We start from the raw sequence: 17,968 nt of genomic DNA, 5'->3' as shown, positions 1-17,968 counted from the left end.
GGTGATATCCCGAAGAACAATCCGACGAAAGTGTAAGACAAGAATGGGGCAAGCCCCCAACGCCGCACCCGCCACGCGGGTACACAGGCATCCCCAACCTGAAACTTCGGGGGCCCTGCGGCGAAAAAGGCCGGACTAGAATTTAATCTAGAGCCGGCCTTTAAGCACTACCGTGAGATCAGGCGGCGCCGGCGGCGGCGGCTGCAACCTCAGCGGCGAAGTCGCTGGTCTTCTTCTCGATACCTTCGCCGACAACGAACAGCACGAACTTGCTGATCGAAGCGCCGTTTGCCTTCAGGTGTTGTTCCACCGTGTGCTTGTCGTTCTTGACGAACGGCTGCGACAGCAGGGTCACTTCCTTCAGGTACTTGGCGACCGAACCTTCAACCATCTTGGCGACGATGTCAGCCGGCTTGCCCGATTCAGCAGCCTTTTGCTCGGCAACCGAGCGCTCGGCGGCGATGTCGGCCGGGTTCACGCCGTCGGCGTTCAGGGCCTTGGGCTTGGTGGCGGCGATGTGCATCGCCAGGTCCTTGCCCACTTCCTCGGCGCCCGAGTATTCCACCAGCACGCCGATCTTGCCGCCGTGCACGTAGCTGGCCAGCGCGTTCGGGGTCTCGATGCGCTCGAAGCGGCGGATCGAGATGTTTTCGCCGATCTTGCCGATCAGGGCGGTGCGGGTCGTTTCAACGGTGCCTTCACCGAACGGCAGGGCCGACAGAGCGGCCACGTCGGCCGGGTTCTGCGTGGCGACCAGTTCGGCCAGCTTGTTCACGAAGCCCACGAAGTCGTCGTTCTTGGCGACGAAGTCGGTTTCGCAGTTGATTTCGATGACGGCGCCTTGCTTGGCGTCGGCGGAGATGAACAGACCGATCAGGCCTTCGGCGGTGACACGGGCAGCAGCCTTGCTGGCCTTGTTGCCCAGCTTGACGCGCAGGATTTCCTCGGCGCGAACCAGGTCGCCTTCGGCTTCCGTCAGGGCCTTCTTGCACTCCATCATGGGCGCGTCGGTCTTCTCGCGCAGTTCCTTGACCAGGGCAGCGGTAATTTCAGCCATGTTTGCTCCAATTTTTGCTAAGACACGCCCCGGCTCGCCGGGGCAGTGATTTGATTCGATGGGACGCCCGCAAGTCGCGGGTTCGGAAGATGGGAGCCCACCTTCGCAGTGCCGGCGAGGCGGGAGCGGATCTTTTTCAAAAACCGCTCCCGAACGCTAACCGCCGGACATGACAATAGGCTTAGGCCTGGTTGTCCTGCACTTCGACGAACTCTTCCTGACCTTCACCCAGCTCTTCGACCAGACCGTTGATGTTCTGTTCGCGGCCTTCCAGCACGGCGTCGGCGATGCCCTTGGCGTACAGCGCGATGGCCTTGGCCGAGTCATCGTTACCCGGAATGACGTAGTCGATACCGTCGGGCGAGTGGTTGGTGTCAACCACGGCGACGACCGGGATACCCAGCGTCTTGGCTTCGGCGATGGCGATCTTGTGGTAGCCGACGTCGATGACGAACATGGCGTCAGGCAGACCGTTCATGTCCTTGATGCCGCCGATCGACTTGTTCAGCTTGTCCAGTTCGCGTTGGAACAGCAGGCCTTCCTTCTTGATCATGCGCTCGGCGCCGCCTTCGGCGACAACGGCTTCCATGTCCTTCAGGCGCTTGACCGAGGTCTTGACCGTCTTGAAGTTGGTCAGCATGCCGCCGAGCCAGCGGGCGTCGACGAAGGGCATGCCGCAACGAGCGGCTTCGGAGGCGACCAGTTCACGCGCAGCGCGCTTGGTGCCGACAAACAGGATGTTGCCGCCGCGAGCAGCGATCTGCTTCACGAACTTGGTGGCTTCCTGGTACTTATCAACCGTCTTTTCCAGGTTGATGATGTGAATCTTGTTGCGGTGACCGAAGATGTACGGAGCCATCTTGGGGTTCCAGTAACGGGTTTGGTGACCGAAGTGGACACCCGCTTCCAGCATTTCGCGCATCAAAGACATGTAATTCTCCAAGGGTTGATTTCTTGCGCCGCACCTGCATCAGCCATTGCTGACACCCTGGGTGGTGTTGCGCGCGATTTCCCGCAACATGCGGGATGGACAAAAATTTTAACCGGGCCGGCCGATCACTGTCGCAATAAAAATACTGCTTCCGCGATAAACCCAGACGGCCGCCACGACGAGAGCCTTGCACTGCACGCTTGAACATGCCTGTACTGGACAGAGATGGCGCTGAGCCAGACACTCCAGGAGATTCCTGGAAGTTTCCGGGGTTCAGCGCACCCGGACTTGTTTTGTTGGCAGCGAAATCCAGCTCTTCGCGAAATTAGGCTAGCCGCCCTCCCGCGCATCAGACCACCAGGGCATTTCTTCAAAAAACCCGAAGGTTTTCAAGAACTTAAACTGGCGTCCATACCGAACCTGCATCGCCGCTCAAAAACATGGCCGGGCTTACAAGCACGCCGCGCCCTGGCTCCACTGATTTCAAATGCGCCCCAATAAATCCTGCTTAGCCTCGCTTGCCCTTAAGCGCGCCTTTTCAGAACCTGACAACCTGCCCGATTTCGCTCCACAACCTTCGCTTGCGGTGAAACTTCAGGGCTTGCTGCCGATCTCATGAAAAGATCGCTCGGGGCTAAGAGACTGGCAGAACTCATGTGGCGCATTTTTCGACCACTTTCGCCAGGATCGGCTCTTGCCGTAACCCGATTGCTCCCCAAAATTTTAGGGAAGCCTATAATTCTACTATTCTTTCAAGCAGACATTCAAGCGAGAGATCGTCAAGTTACTCCATGGGCACAATTACCAATCCGGCCGACCTGGCCAAGATGCGCGCCGCCTGCCAGGATGCCGCCAAAGTCCTCGATTTCATCACTCCCTACGTGAAGCCGGGTGTAACAACCGGAGAGCTGGACCGCCTCTGCCTGGAATACCTGACTGACGAACTCAAGGTGAAGTCCGCCACCGTGGGCTACGCCCCGCCCGGCTACCCGCCCTTTCCTGGCGCCATCTGTACGTCGGTGAACCACCAGGTCTGCCACGGCATTCCGGGCGACAAGGTGCTGAAGAACGGCGATTCGCTGAACATTGACGTCACCATCATCAAAGACGGCTGGTTTGGCGACACCAGCCGCATGTACGCCGTGGGCGAACAATCCATCCTGTCGCGCCGCCTGACCGACATCACCTTCGAGTGCATGTGGAAGGGCATCCAGCAGGTTAAGAACGGCGCCACGCTGGGCGACATCGGCAACGCCATTCAGAAGCACGCGGAATCCAACGGCTTTTCGGTCGTGCGCGAATTCTGCGGCCACGGCATTGGCCAGCGCTTTCACGAAGACCCGCAGGTGTTGCACTACGGCAAGCCTGGCTCGGGCGTGAAATTGGTGACGGGTATGCTCTTCACGATCGAGCCCATGATCAACGCCGGCCGCCGCGAGATCCGCCAATTGTCCGATGGTTGGACGGTTGTGACCCGCGACCACAGCCTGTCCGCCCAGTGGGAGCATGCTGTATGCGTTACCGATACGGGCTATGAAGTGCTGACCTTGTCCCCCGGCATGCCGCAGCCGCCCGCCTTCATCACCGAGCCCATCGTCATCCCCGCCGTCTGAGGCCCCGCCGTCCGCCACCATGACCGCCGAATTTCTTAGCTCCCTGCGCGAACGCATCCAGCAATCCCGGCGGGCCGCGGTGGCCCAATTCCGCGAGCACGAACGCCCGGACACGCTGTTGTCCGAGCTGCGCCGCATCGTGGACGCCGCCCTGCGCGACCTGGTCAAGCACTACCCGCTGCCGATCGGCGCCACGCTGGCGGCCGTGGGCGGCTATGGCCGTGGCGAGCTCTATCCGCATTCCGACGTCGACCTGCTGATTCTGTTGCCGCACGTGCCCACGCGCGAAGACGAATCGGCCATTGAACAATTGGTGGCGGCGCTGTGGGATTTGGGGCTTGAGCCCGGCCACAGCGTGCGCACCATCGAAGACTGCGAACGCGAGGCCGACGCGGACATCACCGTTGAAACCGCGCTGCTGGAATCGCGCTGGCTGGCGGGCAGCCGCGTGCTGATGAGAAAGTTCGACGCAGCGACCAAATCGCGTCTGGACCCGCGCGCCTTTTTCCGCGCCAAGCGCGTTGAAATGCAGCAGCGCCACGCGCGCTACCACGACACGCCTTACGCGCTGGAGCCGAACTGCAAAGAGTCGCCCGGCGGTTTGCGCGATCTGCAAGTCATCCTGTGGATGGCGCGCGCCGCGGGCTTTGGCAATAGCTGGCGTTCGGTTGCGCAAGCAGGGCTGTTGACGTCATCCGAAGCGCGCGACCTGCGCAAGGCGGAACAAGCCTTCAAGCGCCTGCGCATCGAACTGCACCTGCTGTCGAACCGCCGCGAAGACCGCGTGCTGTTTGATCTGCAACCGGCGTTGGCCGAGGTTTACCGCATTCATGCGACCGCCACGCGGCGCAGCAGCGAACTGCTGATGCAACGCTATTACTGGGCGGCGCGGCTGGTCACGCAGTTAAATGGCATCCTGGTGCAGAACATCGAAGAGCGCCTGTTTCCGCGCCCTGACAGCGATGCGTGCGACATCGACGACGATTTCCGCAACCTGCGCGACCGCCTCGACATCATTCGCGACGACGGCTTCGAACGTAATCCCACCCTGCTGCTGCGCGCCTTCCTGGTGATGCAGCAACACCCCGAACTTACCGGCATGTCGGCCCGCACGTTGCGCGCCATCTGGCATTCCCGCCATCGCATCGACGCGCAGTTCCGCTGCAACCCGGTCAACCGCAAGCTGTTCCTGCAAATTCTGCAACAGCCGCGCGGCATCGTGCATGAATTGCGCCGCATGACGATGCTGAACATTCTGCCGCGCTACCTGCCGGTGTTCCGCCGCATCGTGGGCCAGATGCAGCACGACCTTTTCCATGCCTATACGGTGGACCAGCACACGCTGGCGGTGGTGCGCAATCTGCGCCGCTTCACCATGCCGGAGCACGCGCAAGAATATCCGCTGGCCAGCCAGTTGATCGCCGGGCTGGACCGGCACTGGCTGCTGTATGTCGCCGCGCTTTTCCATGACATCGCCAAGGGACGTGGCGGCGATCACTCCGAACTGGGCGCGCGCGAAGTGCGCAAGTTCGCGCAAGACCACGGCATGGAGCCCGAGGACACGAAACTCGTCGAGTTCCTGGTGCGCCAGCACTTGCTGATGTCGGCCGTGGCGCAAAAACGCGATCTCTCCGACCCGGCCGTGGTGCAGGAATTCGCCGCCACCGTGAAAGACGAGCGCCATCTGACCGCGCTCTACCTGCTGACCGTGGCCGATATTCGCGGCACCAGCCCCAAGGTCTGGAACGCCTGGAAGGGCAAGCTGCTGGAAGACTTGTACAAGCTGACGCTGGCGGCGTTGGGCGGCGCGCACGCCGACGCCCACACCGTGCTGACCGAACGCAAGGAAGAAGCGGCCCGCCTGACGCGGCTGGCCGGCCTGCGCGACGACGCCCGCGAAGCCTTCTGGAACCAGCTCGACGTGGCCTACTTCCTGCGCCACGATGCGTCCGACATCGCCTGGCACACGCGCCATCTCTATCACCAGGTGGCGCCCGCTCAGGCCGTCGTCAAAGCGCGGCCCACCGAGCAGGGCGAAGGCCTGCAAATCATGGTCTACACGCGCGACGCGCCTGACCTGTTCGTGGCCATTTGCGGCTACTTCGACGCCAAGTGCCTGTCGATTCAAGACGCTCGCATCCACACAACACGCCACGGCTGGGCGCTGGACAGCTTTATCGTGCTGCTGCCCGAAGGCGCCAGCGACCTGCGCGCGCAGGCCACGCTTGTTGAACATGAACTGGCCGAACGCCTGAAAGACCCGCAGGCCGCCGCGCAAGCGCAGCCCAGCCGTGGCGGCTACTACGGCCGCGGACGGCAATCGCGCGTGTCGCGCGTGTTCCCGGTGATGCCGCAAGCCGAATTGCAGCCGGATGAGCGCAGCACATCGTGGCGCTTGTCGGTGACCGCCACCGACCGCCCCGGCCTGTTGCACGCGCTGGCCCGCGTGTTCGCGCAACATGAAGTCAACCTGCTGATGGCCAAGATCATGACGCTGGGCGACCGCGTGGAAGACGTGTTCATCGTTGACGGTTCGGCCCTGGCCCGCCCGCGCAGCCAGATGCAGTTCGAACGCGACGTGCTGGACGCCCTGGCGGGTGAAGAGGCGCAACAGCGGGTTGCTTGATCCACCCCGTTGATCCAACCCTTCGATCCGCCCCATTGATCCGCCCCCGCGACGGACATCGCCAGACAGCACCCGGAACGCATACAATCCGGGTTTTCGGCCAGGCGATGTCCGCTCCATGCAGCTCAACGACTATTTGCGCTTTTTTGGTGGCAGCTTTTTCTTCGCGCTGGCCACGCTCCTGCCCTTCCTGAACCCGCCCGCCATCGCGCCGATTTTCCTGTCGCTGACCGAAGGCGCTTCGGCGTCCACCCGGATGGTGCTGGCCAAGCGCGTCGCCATCAACGTCTGCCTGATGCTGATCGTGGCCATGGTGGCCGGCAACGTGCTGCTGAGCTTCTTCGGCATTTCGCTGTCGATCGTGCGCGTGGGCGGCGGCATGCTGGTGATTGCCAGCGCATGGCGGCTTGTGAATTCGCCGGATGCCGACACGGAACGCGTGGCGCGCATGGCCGAATCCTTCACCCCCGAAATGGCGAAAGCCCGCGCGTTCTACCCGCTGACGTTCCCGATCAGCTGCGGCCCGGGCTCCATCGCCGCCGCCATCACCGTGGGCGTGTCGCTGCGCGACCAGAACCACGTGCTGAGCCTGGTGCGGCTGGGCGGCTCCATCCCCGGCATCATCGTCGTGTCGTTGACGCTGTACATCTGCTTGCGCTTCGCCGCCCAAATGCTGCACCGGCTGGGTGACAACGGCACCGCGGTATTCATGCGGCTATCGGCCTTCATCATGCTGTGCCTGGGGGTGCAGATCTTCTGGGAAGGCGCGCGCGACCTGATGTTGGGCCTGCTGACGCAAGTGATGCAACCAATTCCAATTCCCAAGGCCTAAGCCTAGCCGGGCGCCCTGCCCGCTCCGACTCATCCCTGACGTAGAACAACAATGACTACCCGCTCTGAACGCCTGCTTCGCCTGATCGCCCTATTCTGTTTTGGCGCCGTGGGTGTGGCCCTGATATCCCAACACGTTTTCGATATGCCGCCCTGCGCCTGGTGCGTGCTGCAACGCCTGATCTATCTGGTGATTGGCGTGGTGGCTTTGATCGGGGGCTTTGGCGGCGGACGCGCGCTGACCCGCATCGCGGGCGCACTGGCCGCCCTGCTGTCGCTGTCTGGCGTGGTTGCCGCCTGGTATCAATACACGGTTGCCGCCAACATGCTGTCTTGCGACCAGACCTTCGCCGACCGCTTCATGACCGGCATCGGCCTGGAAGGCAACGTGCCCTGGGTGTTCGGCATCTTCGCCACCTGCATGGACGCCAAGGTGCCGGTGCTGGGCATCGAGTATGCGTTGTGGAGCCTGGCGCTGTTCGTGATCCTGTTCTTCATGGCGCTGCCGGTCGTGTTCGGACGCGGCCGGACGCAGTGATATCGAGTTTTTGGCTTCCCCGCTTTTGACTGACCGCTAGTGACCCCGCTGAAATACCTGAACGGCTATCCGGAAAATCTGCTGCGCCAGGCCCAGACGCTGCTTGAGCAAGGCAAGCTGGGTCCGGCGCTCAAGTCCCGCTACCCCGACGGCCCGCACGATGTCCGCACCGACCGTGCGCTGTACGAGTACGTGACGGACTTGAAGAACACTTATATGCGCAATGGCGACCTGATCAACAAGGTGGCCTATGACAGCAAGATTCACGTCATTCAGCATGCACTGGGGCAGCACACCTACATCTCGCGCGTGCAAGGCGGCAAGCTGCGTGCCAAGCACGAGATCCGCGTGGCGACGCTGTTCAAGACGGTGCCGGCCGAGTTCCTGAAGATGATCACGGTGCATGAACTGGCGCACCTGAAAGAGAAGGACCACAACAAGGCCTTCTACAACCTGTGCCTGCGCATGGAGCCGCACTATCACCAGTACGAGTTCGACTTGCGGCTGTATCTGACGCACCTGGAAGCCACGCGCGAAACGCTGTGGGATACCAAGGGCTGACCGCGCCCGCATATGCTGGGCTTGGCGAAAATAGCGCGATCAAAATAACGCGATGAAAATAGCGCGACGAAAAAAATGCCGTCCCCAGGGACGGCATTTTTATTGAGCGGTCACCGCGCGACGGATCAAGCGTCGTTGGCGGCGTAGCCCATGTTGAATTGCAGGCCGCTTGCGCCTTCGTCCTGGCCCGGCTCCGCGCGCGACTGGCCCAGGCGGGCCAGGTATTCGGCGGTGATGTCGCCCGTGACGTATTCGCCGTCGAAGCACGACGCCTCGAAGCGCTGCATCTTGGGGTTCAGGTCACGCACCGATTGCTGCATGTCGGCCAGATCCTGGTAGATCAGCGAGTCAGCGCCGATGGCGCGGGCGATTTCTTCGTCGCTGCGGCCGGTGGCGATCAGTTCCGATTGTGTGGGCATGTCGATGCCGTACACGTTCGGGAAACGGACCGGAGGCGCGGCAGACGCGAAGTACACCTTGTTGGCGCCAGCCGCGCGCGCCATGTCGACGATTTCACGGCTGGTGGTGCCACGCACGATGGAGTCATCAACCAGCAGCACGTTCTTGCCCTTGAATTCCATGCCGATGGCATTGAGCTTCTGGCGCACGGACTTACGGCGCACCGCCTGGCCCGGCATGATGAACGTGCGGCCCACGTAGCGGTTCTTGATGAGCCCTTCGCGGTAGTCCAGGTTCAGGCGGGCGGCCAGCTGCATGGCGGCCGGACGCGAGGAATCCGGAATGGGCATGACGACGTCGATGTCGCCCAGACGCATGTTGCGCGCCACCTTGTCGGCCAGGTATTCACCCATGCGCAAGCGGGCGTCGTAGACCGACACGCCGTCGATCAGCGAGTCCGGACGCGCGAAGTACACATATTCGAAAATGCACGGCACCAGTTGCGGGTTGTCGGCGCATTGGCGGCTGACGAAGCGGCCGTCCAGGTCGACAAACACGGCTTCGCCCGGCTCGACGTCGCGCACGAAGACAAACCCGCTGCCCTCCAGCGCCACCGATTCCGAGGCCACCATCCATTCCACGCCTTCATCGGTTTCCATGCGGCCAATACACAACGGGCGGATGCCGTTGGGGTCGCGGAAAGCGAGCAGGCCGTAGCCGGAAATCTGCGCCACGACGGCGTAGGCGCCGCGCACGCGCTTGTGCACGGCCGAGACGGCGCGGAAGATCGCGTCATCATCCAGCGACACACCGTTCGCCGACGATTGCAGTTCGTGCGCCAGCACGTTCAGCAGCACTTCGGAATCGGAGTTCGTGTTGATGTGGCGGCGATCGACCCGGTAGAGCGATTCGCGCAGTTCACGCCAGTTCGTCAGGTTGCCGTTGTGGGCGAACATGATGCCGAACGGGGCGTTGACGTAGAACGGCTGGGCCTCTTCCTCGCTGGCGCTGGAGCCCGCGGTGGGATAGCGGACCTGGCCGACGCCAGACGTACCCGGCAACGAACGCATGTTGCGCGTACGGAACACGTCGCGCACCAGGCCGTGGGCCTTGTACATATTGAATTGGTTGCCTTGCGACGTCGCGATGCCCGCGGCGTCCTGCCCGCGATGCTGCAACAGCAGCAAGCTGTCATAGAGCAGCTGGTTGACCGGCCCGCGCCCGATGACCCCTACGATTCCACACATGGTGAGATTTCCTGGTTGATTTGAAGCTAATCAATACGGCAGCCAAGTCGCCAAAGACGGCGGCAGCCACGTTTTGATATGTTTGATGGCCTCGATGGCCGAATGCGAAAACATGGCGTCCTTCCACCACGGCTCTTGGGGCAGCGGCGTATAGCCGGCAGCGGCCACCAACGCCAGCACGATCAGCAGACCACGGGCCAGCCCGAACATTCCGCCCAGGCCGTGATCGGCGGGGCTGAGTCCGGTACTGCGGATCAAGGCGGCTAGCGTCATGTTGACCAAACCCACACCGAGCAGCACTAGGATGAACACCACGGCGTATGAGACTCCCATGCGCAGCAGCGTCGTTTCAATATAGGGCTCCAGCCACGTATACACCGTGGGGCCCCACCATATCGCGGCCACAAAGGCCAGCAGATAGGCGACCAGCGACAGCACCTCTTTGAGCAGGCCGCGCACCAGGCCCAGCACACCCGAGACCACCAGGATGGCCAGTACGACGAAGTCGAAACCGGTCACTATTGGGCAGCAATGAAACCATTGTCATAGCCCAAGGTGCGCAAACGCGCCTGGGCCGCCTGTGCCGCCTCTCGCGAAGGGAACGGCCCCACGCGCAGACGGTACTGCTGTTTGCCTCCAATGGAGGCTTGTTCCACAAATGCATTGGTGACGCCGGCCTGATGCAGCTTGGCGCGGCGCGATTGGGCGTCTTCCGACGTCGTGTAAGCCGCGATCTGCAGCACGAAATTACCCTTGGCGGCGGCGGGCTTGGCGGCCGGTGCGGCCGCGGCTGGCGCCGGACGGCCTTCCAGCAAGGCCAGCGCGCGTGCGCCGTCATCGGAACGCGTCTCGGGCTTGGGCGCCGGTTTCGGCTCAGGCTTGGATTCCGGCTTGGGCTCGGGCTTGGGTTTGGCTTCCGGCTTGGGCGGCACAAGCGGCGGCGTGACTTGCACGGTCGTCTGCGGCGTCGGGGCCGTTGCCACGGGCGGCACGGACGTAACCGGCGGCGGCGTGGGAACGGCGGAACCTTCGGTGGGTGCGGCATCCGGCGTGGTGGGGGCTGCCGCTTGCGGCTCGCTTACCTGCGGCTGGAACGGCGTGTTGCGGTCCGGCACCCGGATGGGAATGTTGTCGGCAACCGGCACCGGCTGCGAATCAAGCACCATGGGAAGAATGATGACAGCCGCCAGCACCAGCGCCACGGCGCCTGCCAACCTGCGCCGCGCGCGCCCGCGCAGCTCCGCAGCCTGAACCTCGCTAGGCACTGCCGCCCGTTTAGAGGACTGCGCCTGGTCGGCAGGATCTTTGCGTTTGAAAAAACCCATGGAAGAGAATTCCTTGCGGCGCCTTTCGGCAATATGGCGGTGGGCCGCCACGAGCCGATTTGCCTATGCCTTGCGACCCAGAGCCTGCAAAACCGAGGCCACGGTGAGAAACGACCCAAACACGACGATTCTATCATTCTCGACCGCCCGTTCGCGCGCTGCGGCGTAGGCCTGAGCGGGATCGTCGAAGGCGGCGATGCTGGGGCTTTCCGCCCCCGCGGGCGACGGCGGCAAGGCCGCGGCAACCTGCTCCGCCAGCGCCTGCCCCGACGTTCCGCGCGGGCCTGGCAGGCCTGCGCAGTACCAGTGATCAATGCGGGTGCCCAGCTTGGCGACGACGCCGGCCAGATCCTTGTCGTTCAACATGCCGAATACCGCGTGGGTATAGGGATGAAAGCCCATGTTGTCCAGATTCTGCGCCAGCACGGCGGCGGCGTGCGGGTTGTGCGCCACGTCCAGAATCACGGACGGCTGGCCAGGCAGGATCTGGAAGCGGCCCGGCAGCGATGCCTGCAATAGCCCCAGGCGCACGGCCTGCGCCGGCACCGGCAGACGGTCGCGCACGGATTCCAGCGCGGCCAGCGCGGCCGACGCGTTCAACAATTGATTCGCGCCGCGCAGCGCCGGATAGGCCAGCGCGCTGCGGCGTTGTTCGCGGCCGCCGTACGCCCATTGCTGGCGGTCGCCGGAATAGTTGTAGTCGCGCCCGAACAGCCAGAGGTCGGCGCCGATCTTTTCGACGTGATCCAGCAGCGATTGCGGCGGCACCGGGTCGCTGCAAATGGCGGGACGGCCGGCGCGGTAGATGTGGGCTTTTTCGAAACCGATTTTTTCGCGGGTGTCGCCCAGCCAATCGGTGTGGTCAAGGTCGACGCTGGTAACGATTGAGCAGTCGGCGTCGATGATGTTGACAGCGTCCAGCCGGCCGCCCAGGCCCACTTCCAGCACCACCGCATCCAGGCGCGATTGCGAGAACAGGCGCAGGATGGCCAGCGTGGTGAATTCGAAGTACGTCAGCGAGACCTCGCCGCGCGCCGCTTCCACCGCCTGAAACTGGGCGATCAGCGCCTCATCCGAGGCGATCTGGCCGTTGACGCGGGCGCGTTCATTGAAGTCGATCAGGTGCGGGGACGTGTACAGCCCCACCTTGTACCCCGCCGCCAGCAGAATGGCTTCCAGCATGGCGCAGGTGGACCCTTTACCGTTGGTGCCGCCAACAACGAACTTCACGCCTGACAGCTCAAGCCCCATGCGCGTGGCCACGTCGCGCACGCGATCCAGGCCCATGTCGATCGCGGTGGCGTGGATGGATTCCAGATACTGGAGCCAATCAGACAGGGTGGCGGATGCGTCAGGCTGGGAAACAGGGGACATGGCGGGGGGTTGGGCGGAGGTTGAGGCGAAGAACGTGTTGAATCAGCCGTGGATTTTAGCAGTCTGCGCCCGGTGTTTTCCCTAATCCCCTAGGGCGCGACACAGTATCTGCACCGAAAAAGCGCTTGCCGATGTTTTTCTCATACGTGAAAATAAATTTACGTATGAAAATTTAAACGGAAGAACATGACGCAGCAAAAAACTCCCAGCTGGCTGGTCCGCGAGGCCGACGTTCCGGGCTACCACCCCGCCAACCACACCGGCACGCTGAACCGCCGGCTGATCGGCCCCGACACCGTCGGGTCGCGCGGCGTGGAAGTGCTGCTGGGCGTGATCGACAAGGGCAAAGGCGCGCTGCCCCACGCTCACCCCGGCATCGAACAGGTCTGTTATCTGCTGTCTGGCACCGCCCGCGCGCAAGTGCAGGACGAATGGGCCGACATGGGCCCCGGCGATTGCTGCTACTTCCCGCCCGACATTCCCCACGTGTTCACCGTGACCAGCGACGAGCCCGCCCGCCTGCTGGTGATCTACACCCCTCCGTACGAAGAATCCCCCGACCGCGTGATCCGGGACTTTCCGGCGCCACCCGCTGCCGCCTGAGCTGGCGCAGCAATAGGCAGCGGCCGCAGAGCCGCGCCTGACCCCCTATATAAAAACTGGAGACAACCCATGCACACGTATCGCCTGCTTGCCGCGGCGCTTGTCAGCGGCGCGGCCTTGATGGCCGCCCCCGCCACCCACGCCGCCGACTATCCCAACAAACCGATCACGCTGGTGGTGCCCTTCCCGGCCGGCTCCGGCACCGATGCCGTTGGCCGCATCTTCGGACAGGAACTGTCGGCCATCCTGGGCCAAACAATCGTCGTCGAGAACAAGCCCGGCGCCAACGCCACCATCGCCGCCGCCTATGTCGCCCGCGCCAAGCCCGACGGCTACACCTTGTTCGTCACCACCAACACGTCGCATTCGGCCGCGCCCTGGCTGATGAAGAACGTGCCTTACGACCCGGTCAAGGACTTCACCCCGATCGCCCGCGGCGGCAACCTGCCCTTCATTCTGGTGGTGAATCCGAAGCGCCCCTGGAAGAACGTGGGCGAACTGGTGGCCGACGCGAAGAAGAACCCCGGCCGCATCACCTACGCCAGCGGCAACAGCACCGGCATCGTCGCGGGCGCCACGCTGGCCGACCGCGCCAAGATCGACATCCTGCACGTGCCGTACAAGGGCACGCCGCAAGGGCTGACGGATGTGGTCGGCGGGCAAGTCGACTTCATGTTCACGGACCTGGCCTCGGGGCTGCCATTCGTGCAATCGGGCCAGTTGCGCGCGCTGGCCGTGTCCACCGCCGAACGCAGCGCCATCGTGCCCGACCTGCCGTCCATGGCCGAAGCGGGCGTGAAGGACTTTGACCTGAACTCCTGGAACGGCTACTTCGGCCCGGCCGGACTGCCGCCGGAAGTGGTGGCGAAACTGAATGCCGCCATCAACCAAGTGGTGGCCAAACCCGAGGTGAAGAAGCGCCTGGCCGGCCTGGGCTTCGACGCCTTTTCCAGCACGCCTGAAGCGTTTGCGCAGTTCGTCAGCGAACAGCGCGACCTGTGGGGCAAGCTGATCAAAGATGCAGGAATCGAACAGCAATGACAGCAGCCACGCCTGATCAGGCCAGCCCCAATACGCCCCCTGCCGCCGGCCCGCTGTCGGGCGTGCGCATCCTGGACCTGAGTTCGGTGGTGATGGGGCCATACGCCACGCAGATTCTCGCGGACCTGGGCGCCGACGTGATCAAGGTCGAGCCGCCTGCGGGCGACAACATGCGGGCCGTAGGCCCCATGCGCAACCCGGGCATGGGCCACTTGTATCTGCACTTGAACCGCAACAAGCGGTCGATTGTGCTGGACCTGAAAACGCCTGAAGGCCGCGAAGCCTGCCTGCAACTGGCTGAAAGCTGCGACGCCCTGCTCTACAACATCCGGCCGCAAGCGATGGCCCGGCTGGGGCTGTCGTACGAAGCGGTGGCTGCGCGCAATCCGCGCATTGTCTATTTAGGCGCCTATGGCTTTGGCGAGGCCGGCCCCTACGCCGGCCGGCCCGCCTACGATGACCTGATCCAGGGCCAGACGGGCATCGCCGCGCTGTCCGCGCAGCAAAGCGGCGATGTGCCGCGCTACGCGCCGTTGACGCTGGCGGACCGCGCGGTGGGCCTGCATGTGGGCATTGCGCTGGTGTCGGCGGTGCTGCACGCCAAGACCACGGGCCACGGCCAGCAGGTGGAAATTCCCATGTTCGAAGGCATGGCCCATCTGGTGCTGGGCGACCATCTGGGCGGGGCCACGTTCGACCCGCCGATGGGGCCGACCGGTTACGCACGCCTGCTGGCGCCGCACCGCCGCCCGTATGCCACCGCCGACGGCTATATCTGCCTGCTGATCTACAACGACAAGCACTGGCGCAACTTCTTCAACCTGATCGGCCAGCCCGAACTGGCGCAGGACCCGCGCTTTTGCACACACGGCGCCCGCGCCGTGCACATCAGCGAGGTCTATGCGTTTGTAGCGGACGTGATCCGCACGCGCCCCAGCCAGGAATGGCTGGACGCGCTGACGCAAGCCGACATCCCCGCCTCGCAGCTCTACACGGTGGACGACCTGCTGGAAGACGAGCACCTGACCGCCACCGGCTTCATCCGGGACATGGATCACCCCACCGAAGGCCGGATACGCACCACCGCGCCGTTGGGCCAGTTCCAAGGCACGCCGACCTCGATACGCCGGCCCGCCCCCACGCTGGGCCAGCACAGCCGCGAACTATTGGCCCAAGCCGGTTACGACGACGCCCGGATCGACAGCCTGTTCGCCCGTGGCATTACCCAAGATGGAAACGACTGATGGACTTCGCCTTTACCCCTGACCAACTGGCGCTGCGCGACGCCGTTTCGCGCATCTGTGACCGTTACCCCGATGAATACTGGCTGGAACGCGACCGCGAAGGCGGCTTTCCCGAGCCGCTGCACGCGGATCTGGCGCGCGACGGCTGGCTGGGCATCGCCATGCCGCAGGAATACGGCGGCGCCGGGCTCGGCATGACCGAAGCGGCGCTGATGATGCAGACCATTGCGGCCTCCGGCGCGGGCTTTACCGGCGCATCCGCCGTGCACATGAACATCTTCGGACTGAACCCCGTGGTGGTGTTCGGCAGCGACGAGCAGCGCGCGCGCTGGCTCGAACCGCTGATCGCCGGCCGCGAAAAAGCCTGCTTCGCCGTCACCGAACCCGATGCGGGCCTGGACACCACCAAGCTGTCAACACGCGCGGTGCGCCAGGGCGATGAGTACGTGGTGCATGGCAGAAAGATCTGGATTTCGACGGCGCAGGTCGCCAACAAGATGCTGCTGCTGGCGCGCACCACCCCGCTGTCCGCGGTGGATAAGCCCACGCAAGGCCTGTCGCTGTTCTATACAGACCTGGACCGCGAGAAGATCGAGGTGCGGGAAATCGAGAAAATGGGCCGCAAGGCCGTGGACTCGAACATGCTGTTCATTGACGGGCTGCGCATTCCGGTGGCCGATCGCATCGGCGAAGAAGGCCGCGGGTTTGAATACATCCTGCATGGCCTGAACCCCGAACGCATCCTGATCGCGGCGGAAGCCGTGGGCATCGGCCGCGCCGCGCTGGACCGGGCGGTGAAGTACGCCGGCGAACGCACCGTGTTCGGCCGCCCCATCGGCCAGAACCAGGGCATCCAGCACCCGCTGGCGCAAGCCTGGATGCAGCTGGAAGCGGCGGACCTGATGGTGTTCAAGGCGGCCAGCATGTACGACGCCGGCCAGCCCTGCGGCCCCTACGCCAACACGGCGAAATACCTGGCGGCCGAAGCGGGTTACAACGCCTGCCAGACGGCGGTGATGACGCTGGGCGGCATGGGCTACGCCAAGGAATACCACGTGGAACGGCTGCTGCGGGAAAGCTTCATTCCCCGCATCGCCCCTGTCAGCCCGCAGCTGATCATGTGCTTTATCGCGGAAAAGGTGCTGGGGCTGCCGAAGTCGTACTAGCCGATCAGGCCCGCTGTTCAGGCCTGCCGTTCAGGCCTGCTGTTCCAGGGCAGTGCACGCCGCCCGCAGGATGCGCGCATAGGCTTCCTGCTGCGGCTCGATCCGGTAGATCGGGCCGCCCACTGAAATGGCGTAGTGTTCACCCGACAAGGTGACGGGCCAGGCGATGGCGCCCACGTCGGCGATGGATTCCCCGCTGTTCATGAACCACCCCCGCTGACGCGACCGCACAAGATCATCCTGCAAGGCCTGCGGCGTGACGAGCGTGCGCTCGTTGTAGCGCGTCATCGTCATGCCCGCCATCATCGCGCTGCGGGCCGCGTCGTCCATCAGCGACATCAGCGCTTTGCCCAGCGAATTGGCGTGTACGTCTTTGAACTCGCCGGCAACGGGCGCGTAGCGGATGGTATGGGGAGAATCCAGCACATCCAGATAGACCACGCGGCCATCCTGGGTCAGCTTGGCGAAAACAATCGTTTCGCGCGTGGCGTCCCTTAATTCAAGCAGGCTGGGATAAACACGATCCAGAACGGGATCGGCCCGCGCAATGCGCTGGGCCATGGCCAGGAGGCGGCCGGTGGGGTAGTAGCCCTGGCGCCGGCCGGTTTCATAGAGATAACCCAGGCTGGTCAGGGTGCGGATCAGCGCCAGGCAGCTGGAGACGGGGACATCCAGAAGACGGGCTAATTCCGACAGGGGCAGCGCGCGTTTTTCGCGGGCAAAGGTTTCGATGATTTCGATGACTCGCAGCGCCGTCTTGACACTCATTGCCCGATCCGAACTATTTAGCACGTGAAACATATGGCTCGCCGGGGGCTAAAGTTCCCTGCGGATATGCCGTTATGGTAGCTGAGAATTCCCTGAAAACAGCGCGTTCCTCCGAGACGCCCACATCGCCGCTGGAGTGATCATGGCCGTAACCCCTTTAGCCCCCGCTACGTTCGCACCTGCCGCGATCGCGCCGGCGCCCATCGCAGCCGATCCGGCGGTGAGCGTGACGCCGACCGCCGCCGCGACCAATAGCGGCGCCTCCGACAGCGCCACGTCGGAACAATCAGACTCGCAGAAGCTGCCTTTGGATAAGGCGCTGGATGAAATCAACGACCAGATGAAAGCCTGGTCGACGCAACTCCAGTTCGAGATTGACCCCAATGTGCACCAAGTCGTGGTTTCGGTCGTAGACGCTGAATCAGGTGACGTTATTCGCACCATCCCCAGCGAAACGGTGCTGAAAATCGCCAAAATGATCGTGAACATGCAAGGCAACGGCATCAAAACAACAGCCTGATACGACCCTTAAAACGGCGTTTATCGCCTGCTTTGGCGCCAATCCGTGAGGGAAGCGTCGAATTAGGCCCGCCTTATGCCCTTACCCGGCCAATCGCCGGCACCGTATTTTTGACAGAATCGCA

At 63.5% G+C, this 17,968-nt stretch carries 17 protein-coding genes; 10 read left to right on the top strand and 7 right to left on the bottom strand.

What is annotated here, in order from left to right; all coding sequences use genetic code 11:
* Positions 1-178 precede the first annotated feature (178 nt).
* Together tsf and rpsB are read right to left on the bottom strand one after the other, a co-directional pair.
* Positions 179-1,057 carry a translation elongation factor Ts gene (tsf, locus tag ACFZAI_RS23030; RefSeq protein WP_391569076.1) on the bottom strand — a complete coding sequence of 293 codons (879 nt, stop codon included), beginning with the start codon at positions 1,055-1,057 and terminating at the stop codon, positions 179-181.
* A 181-nt stretch (positions 1,058-1,238) separates the two neighbouring features.
* Positions 1,239-1,988, bottom strand: a complete 750-nt coding sequence (gene rpsB, locus ACFZAI_RS23025) for a 30S ribosomal protein S2 (protein ID WP_391569075.1) — start codon at positions 1,986-1,988, stop codon at positions 1,239-1,241.
* 791 nt (positions 1,989-2,779) lie between these two features.
* Between rpsB and map the strand changes: the two genes are divergently transcribed.
* The 5 genes from map to ACFZAI_RS23000 all read left to right on the top strand — a co-directional run bounded on the left by map (position 2,780) and on the right by ACFZAI_RS23000 (position 8,157).
* A complete protein-coding gene (gene map, locus ACFZAI_RS23020; protein WP_391569074.1) occupies positions 2,780-3,601 on the top strand; it encodes a type I methionyl aminopeptidase in 822 nt (273 codons plus the stop codon).
* Positions 3,602-3,620: 19 nt separating this feature from the next.
* On the top strand, positions 3,621-6,227 hold the full coding sequence (locus tag ACFZAI_RS23015; RefSeq protein ID WP_391569073.1) for a [protein-PII] uridylyltransferase: 2,607 nt from the start codon (positions 3,621-3,623) through the stop codon (positions 6,225-6,227).
* Between the two features lie 118 nt (positions 6,228-6,345).
* Positions 6,346-7,059, top strand: coding sequence for a MarC family protein (locus tag ACFZAI_RS23010; protein ID WP_391569072.1), 714 nt, complete (start codon positions 6,346-6,348; stop codon positions 7,057-7,059).
* 51 nt (positions 7,060-7,110) lie between these two features.
* The gene (locus ACFZAI_RS23005; RefSeq protein ID WP_391569071.1) at positions 7,111-7,596 is read left to right on the top strand and encodes a disulfide bond formation protein B; all 486 of its coding nucleotides are present in this window, start codon (positions 7,111-7,113) and stop codon (positions 7,594-7,596) included.
* 39 nt (positions 7,597-7,635) lie between these two features.
* Positions 7,636-8,157, top strand: coding sequence for a M48 family metallopeptidase (locus tag ACFZAI_RS23000; RefSeq protein WP_391569070.1), 522 nt, complete (start codon positions 7,636-7,638; stop codon positions 8,155-8,157).
* Between the two features lie 125 nt (positions 8,158-8,282).
* Here ACFZAI_RS23000 and purF read toward each other — a convergent pair whose 3' ends face one another.
* From purF to folC, 4 genes are all read right to left on the bottom strand, one after another.
* The gene (gene purF, locus ACFZAI_RS22995; RefSeq protein ID WP_391569069.1) at positions 8,283-9,803 is read right to left on the bottom strand and encodes an amidophosphoribosyltransferase; all 1,521 of its coding nucleotides are present in this window, start codon (positions 9,801-9,803) and stop codon (positions 8,283-8,285) included.
* 30 nt (positions 9,804-9,833) lie between these two features.
* Entirely contained in the window at positions 9,834-10,322 is a 489-nt protein-coding gene (locus tag ACFZAI_RS22990; RefSeq protein ID WP_391569068.1) for a CvpA family protein, read from the bottom strand.
* Entirely contained in the window at positions 10,322-11,128 is an 807-nt protein-coding gene (locus ACFZAI_RS22985; protein WP_391569067.1) for an SPOR domain-containing protein, read from the bottom strand. The genes ACFZAI_RS22990 and ACFZAI_RS22985 overlap by 1 nt, the downstream gene beginning before the upstream one ends.
* A 63-nt stretch (positions 11,129-11,191) precedes the next feature.
* On the bottom strand, positions 11,192-12,502 hold the full coding sequence (gene folC, locus ACFZAI_RS22980) for a bifunctional tetrahydrofolate synthase/dihydrofolate synthase (protein WP_391569066.1): 1,311 nt from the start codon (positions 12,500-12,502) through the stop codon (positions 11,192-11,194).
* Positions 12,503-12,688: 186 nt separating this feature from the next.
* Between folC and ACFZAI_RS22975 the strand changes: the two genes are divergently transcribed.
* The 4 genes from ACFZAI_RS22975 to ACFZAI_RS22960 all read left to right on the top strand — a co-directional run bounded on the left by ACFZAI_RS22975 (position 12,689) and on the right by ACFZAI_RS22960 (position 16,556).
* A complete protein-coding gene (locus ACFZAI_RS22975; protein ID WP_054426340.1) occupies positions 12,689-13,105 on the top strand; it encodes a cupin domain-containing protein in 417 nt (138 codons plus the stop codon).
* A gap of 69 nt (positions 13,106-13,174) precedes the next feature.
* Entirely contained in the window at positions 13,175-14,146 is a 972-nt protein-coding gene (locus tag ACFZAI_RS22970; RefSeq protein WP_391569065.1) for a Bug family tripartite tricarboxylate transporter substrate binding protein, read from the top strand.
* A complete protein-coding gene (locus ACFZAI_RS22965) occupies positions 14,143-15,390 on the top strand; it encodes a CaiB/BaiF CoA transferase family protein (RefSeq protein ID WP_391569064.1) in 1,248 nt (415 codons plus the stop codon). Before ACFZAI_RS22970 ends, ACFZAI_RS22965 begins: the two co-directional genes overlap by 4 nt.
* The gene (locus ACFZAI_RS22960) at positions 15,390-16,556 is read left to right on the top strand and encodes an acyl-CoA dehydrogenase family protein (RefSeq protein WP_391569063.1); all 1,167 of its coding nucleotides are present in this window, start codon (positions 15,390-15,392) and stop codon (positions 16,554-16,556) included. Before ACFZAI_RS22965 ends, ACFZAI_RS22960 begins: the two co-directional genes overlap by 1 nt.
* A 30-nt stretch (positions 16,557-16,586) precedes the next feature.
* On the opposite strand, the gene ACFZAI_RS22955 is transcribed toward ACFZAI_RS22960, so the two are convergent.
* On the bottom strand, positions 16,587-17,324 hold the full coding sequence (locus ACFZAI_RS22955; RefSeq protein WP_391569062.1) for an IclR family transcriptional regulator: 738 nt from the start codon (positions 17,322-17,324) through the stop codon (positions 16,587-16,589).
* 142 nt (positions 17,325-17,466) lie between these two features.
* Here ACFZAI_RS22955 and ACFZAI_RS22950 point away from each other — a divergent pair, with 142 nt between their 5' ends.
* Positions 17,467-17,844 carry a flagellar protein FlaG gene (locus ACFZAI_RS22950; protein WP_391569061.1) on the top strand — a complete coding sequence of 126 codons (378 nt, stop codon included), beginning with the start codon at positions 17,467-17,469 and terminating at the stop codon, positions 17,842-17,844.
* Positions 17,845-17,968 lie beyond the last annotated feature (124 nt).

Source organism: Achromobacter sp. NPDC008082, assembly GCF_042957345.1.
Lineage (GTDB): Bacteria > Pseudomonadota > Gammaproteobacteria > Burkholderiales > Burkholderiaceae_B > Achromobacter > Achromobacter kerstersii_A.
Note: the sequence above shows the minus strand (reverse complement) of the source record. Positions and strands in the feature narration are given on the sequence as shown.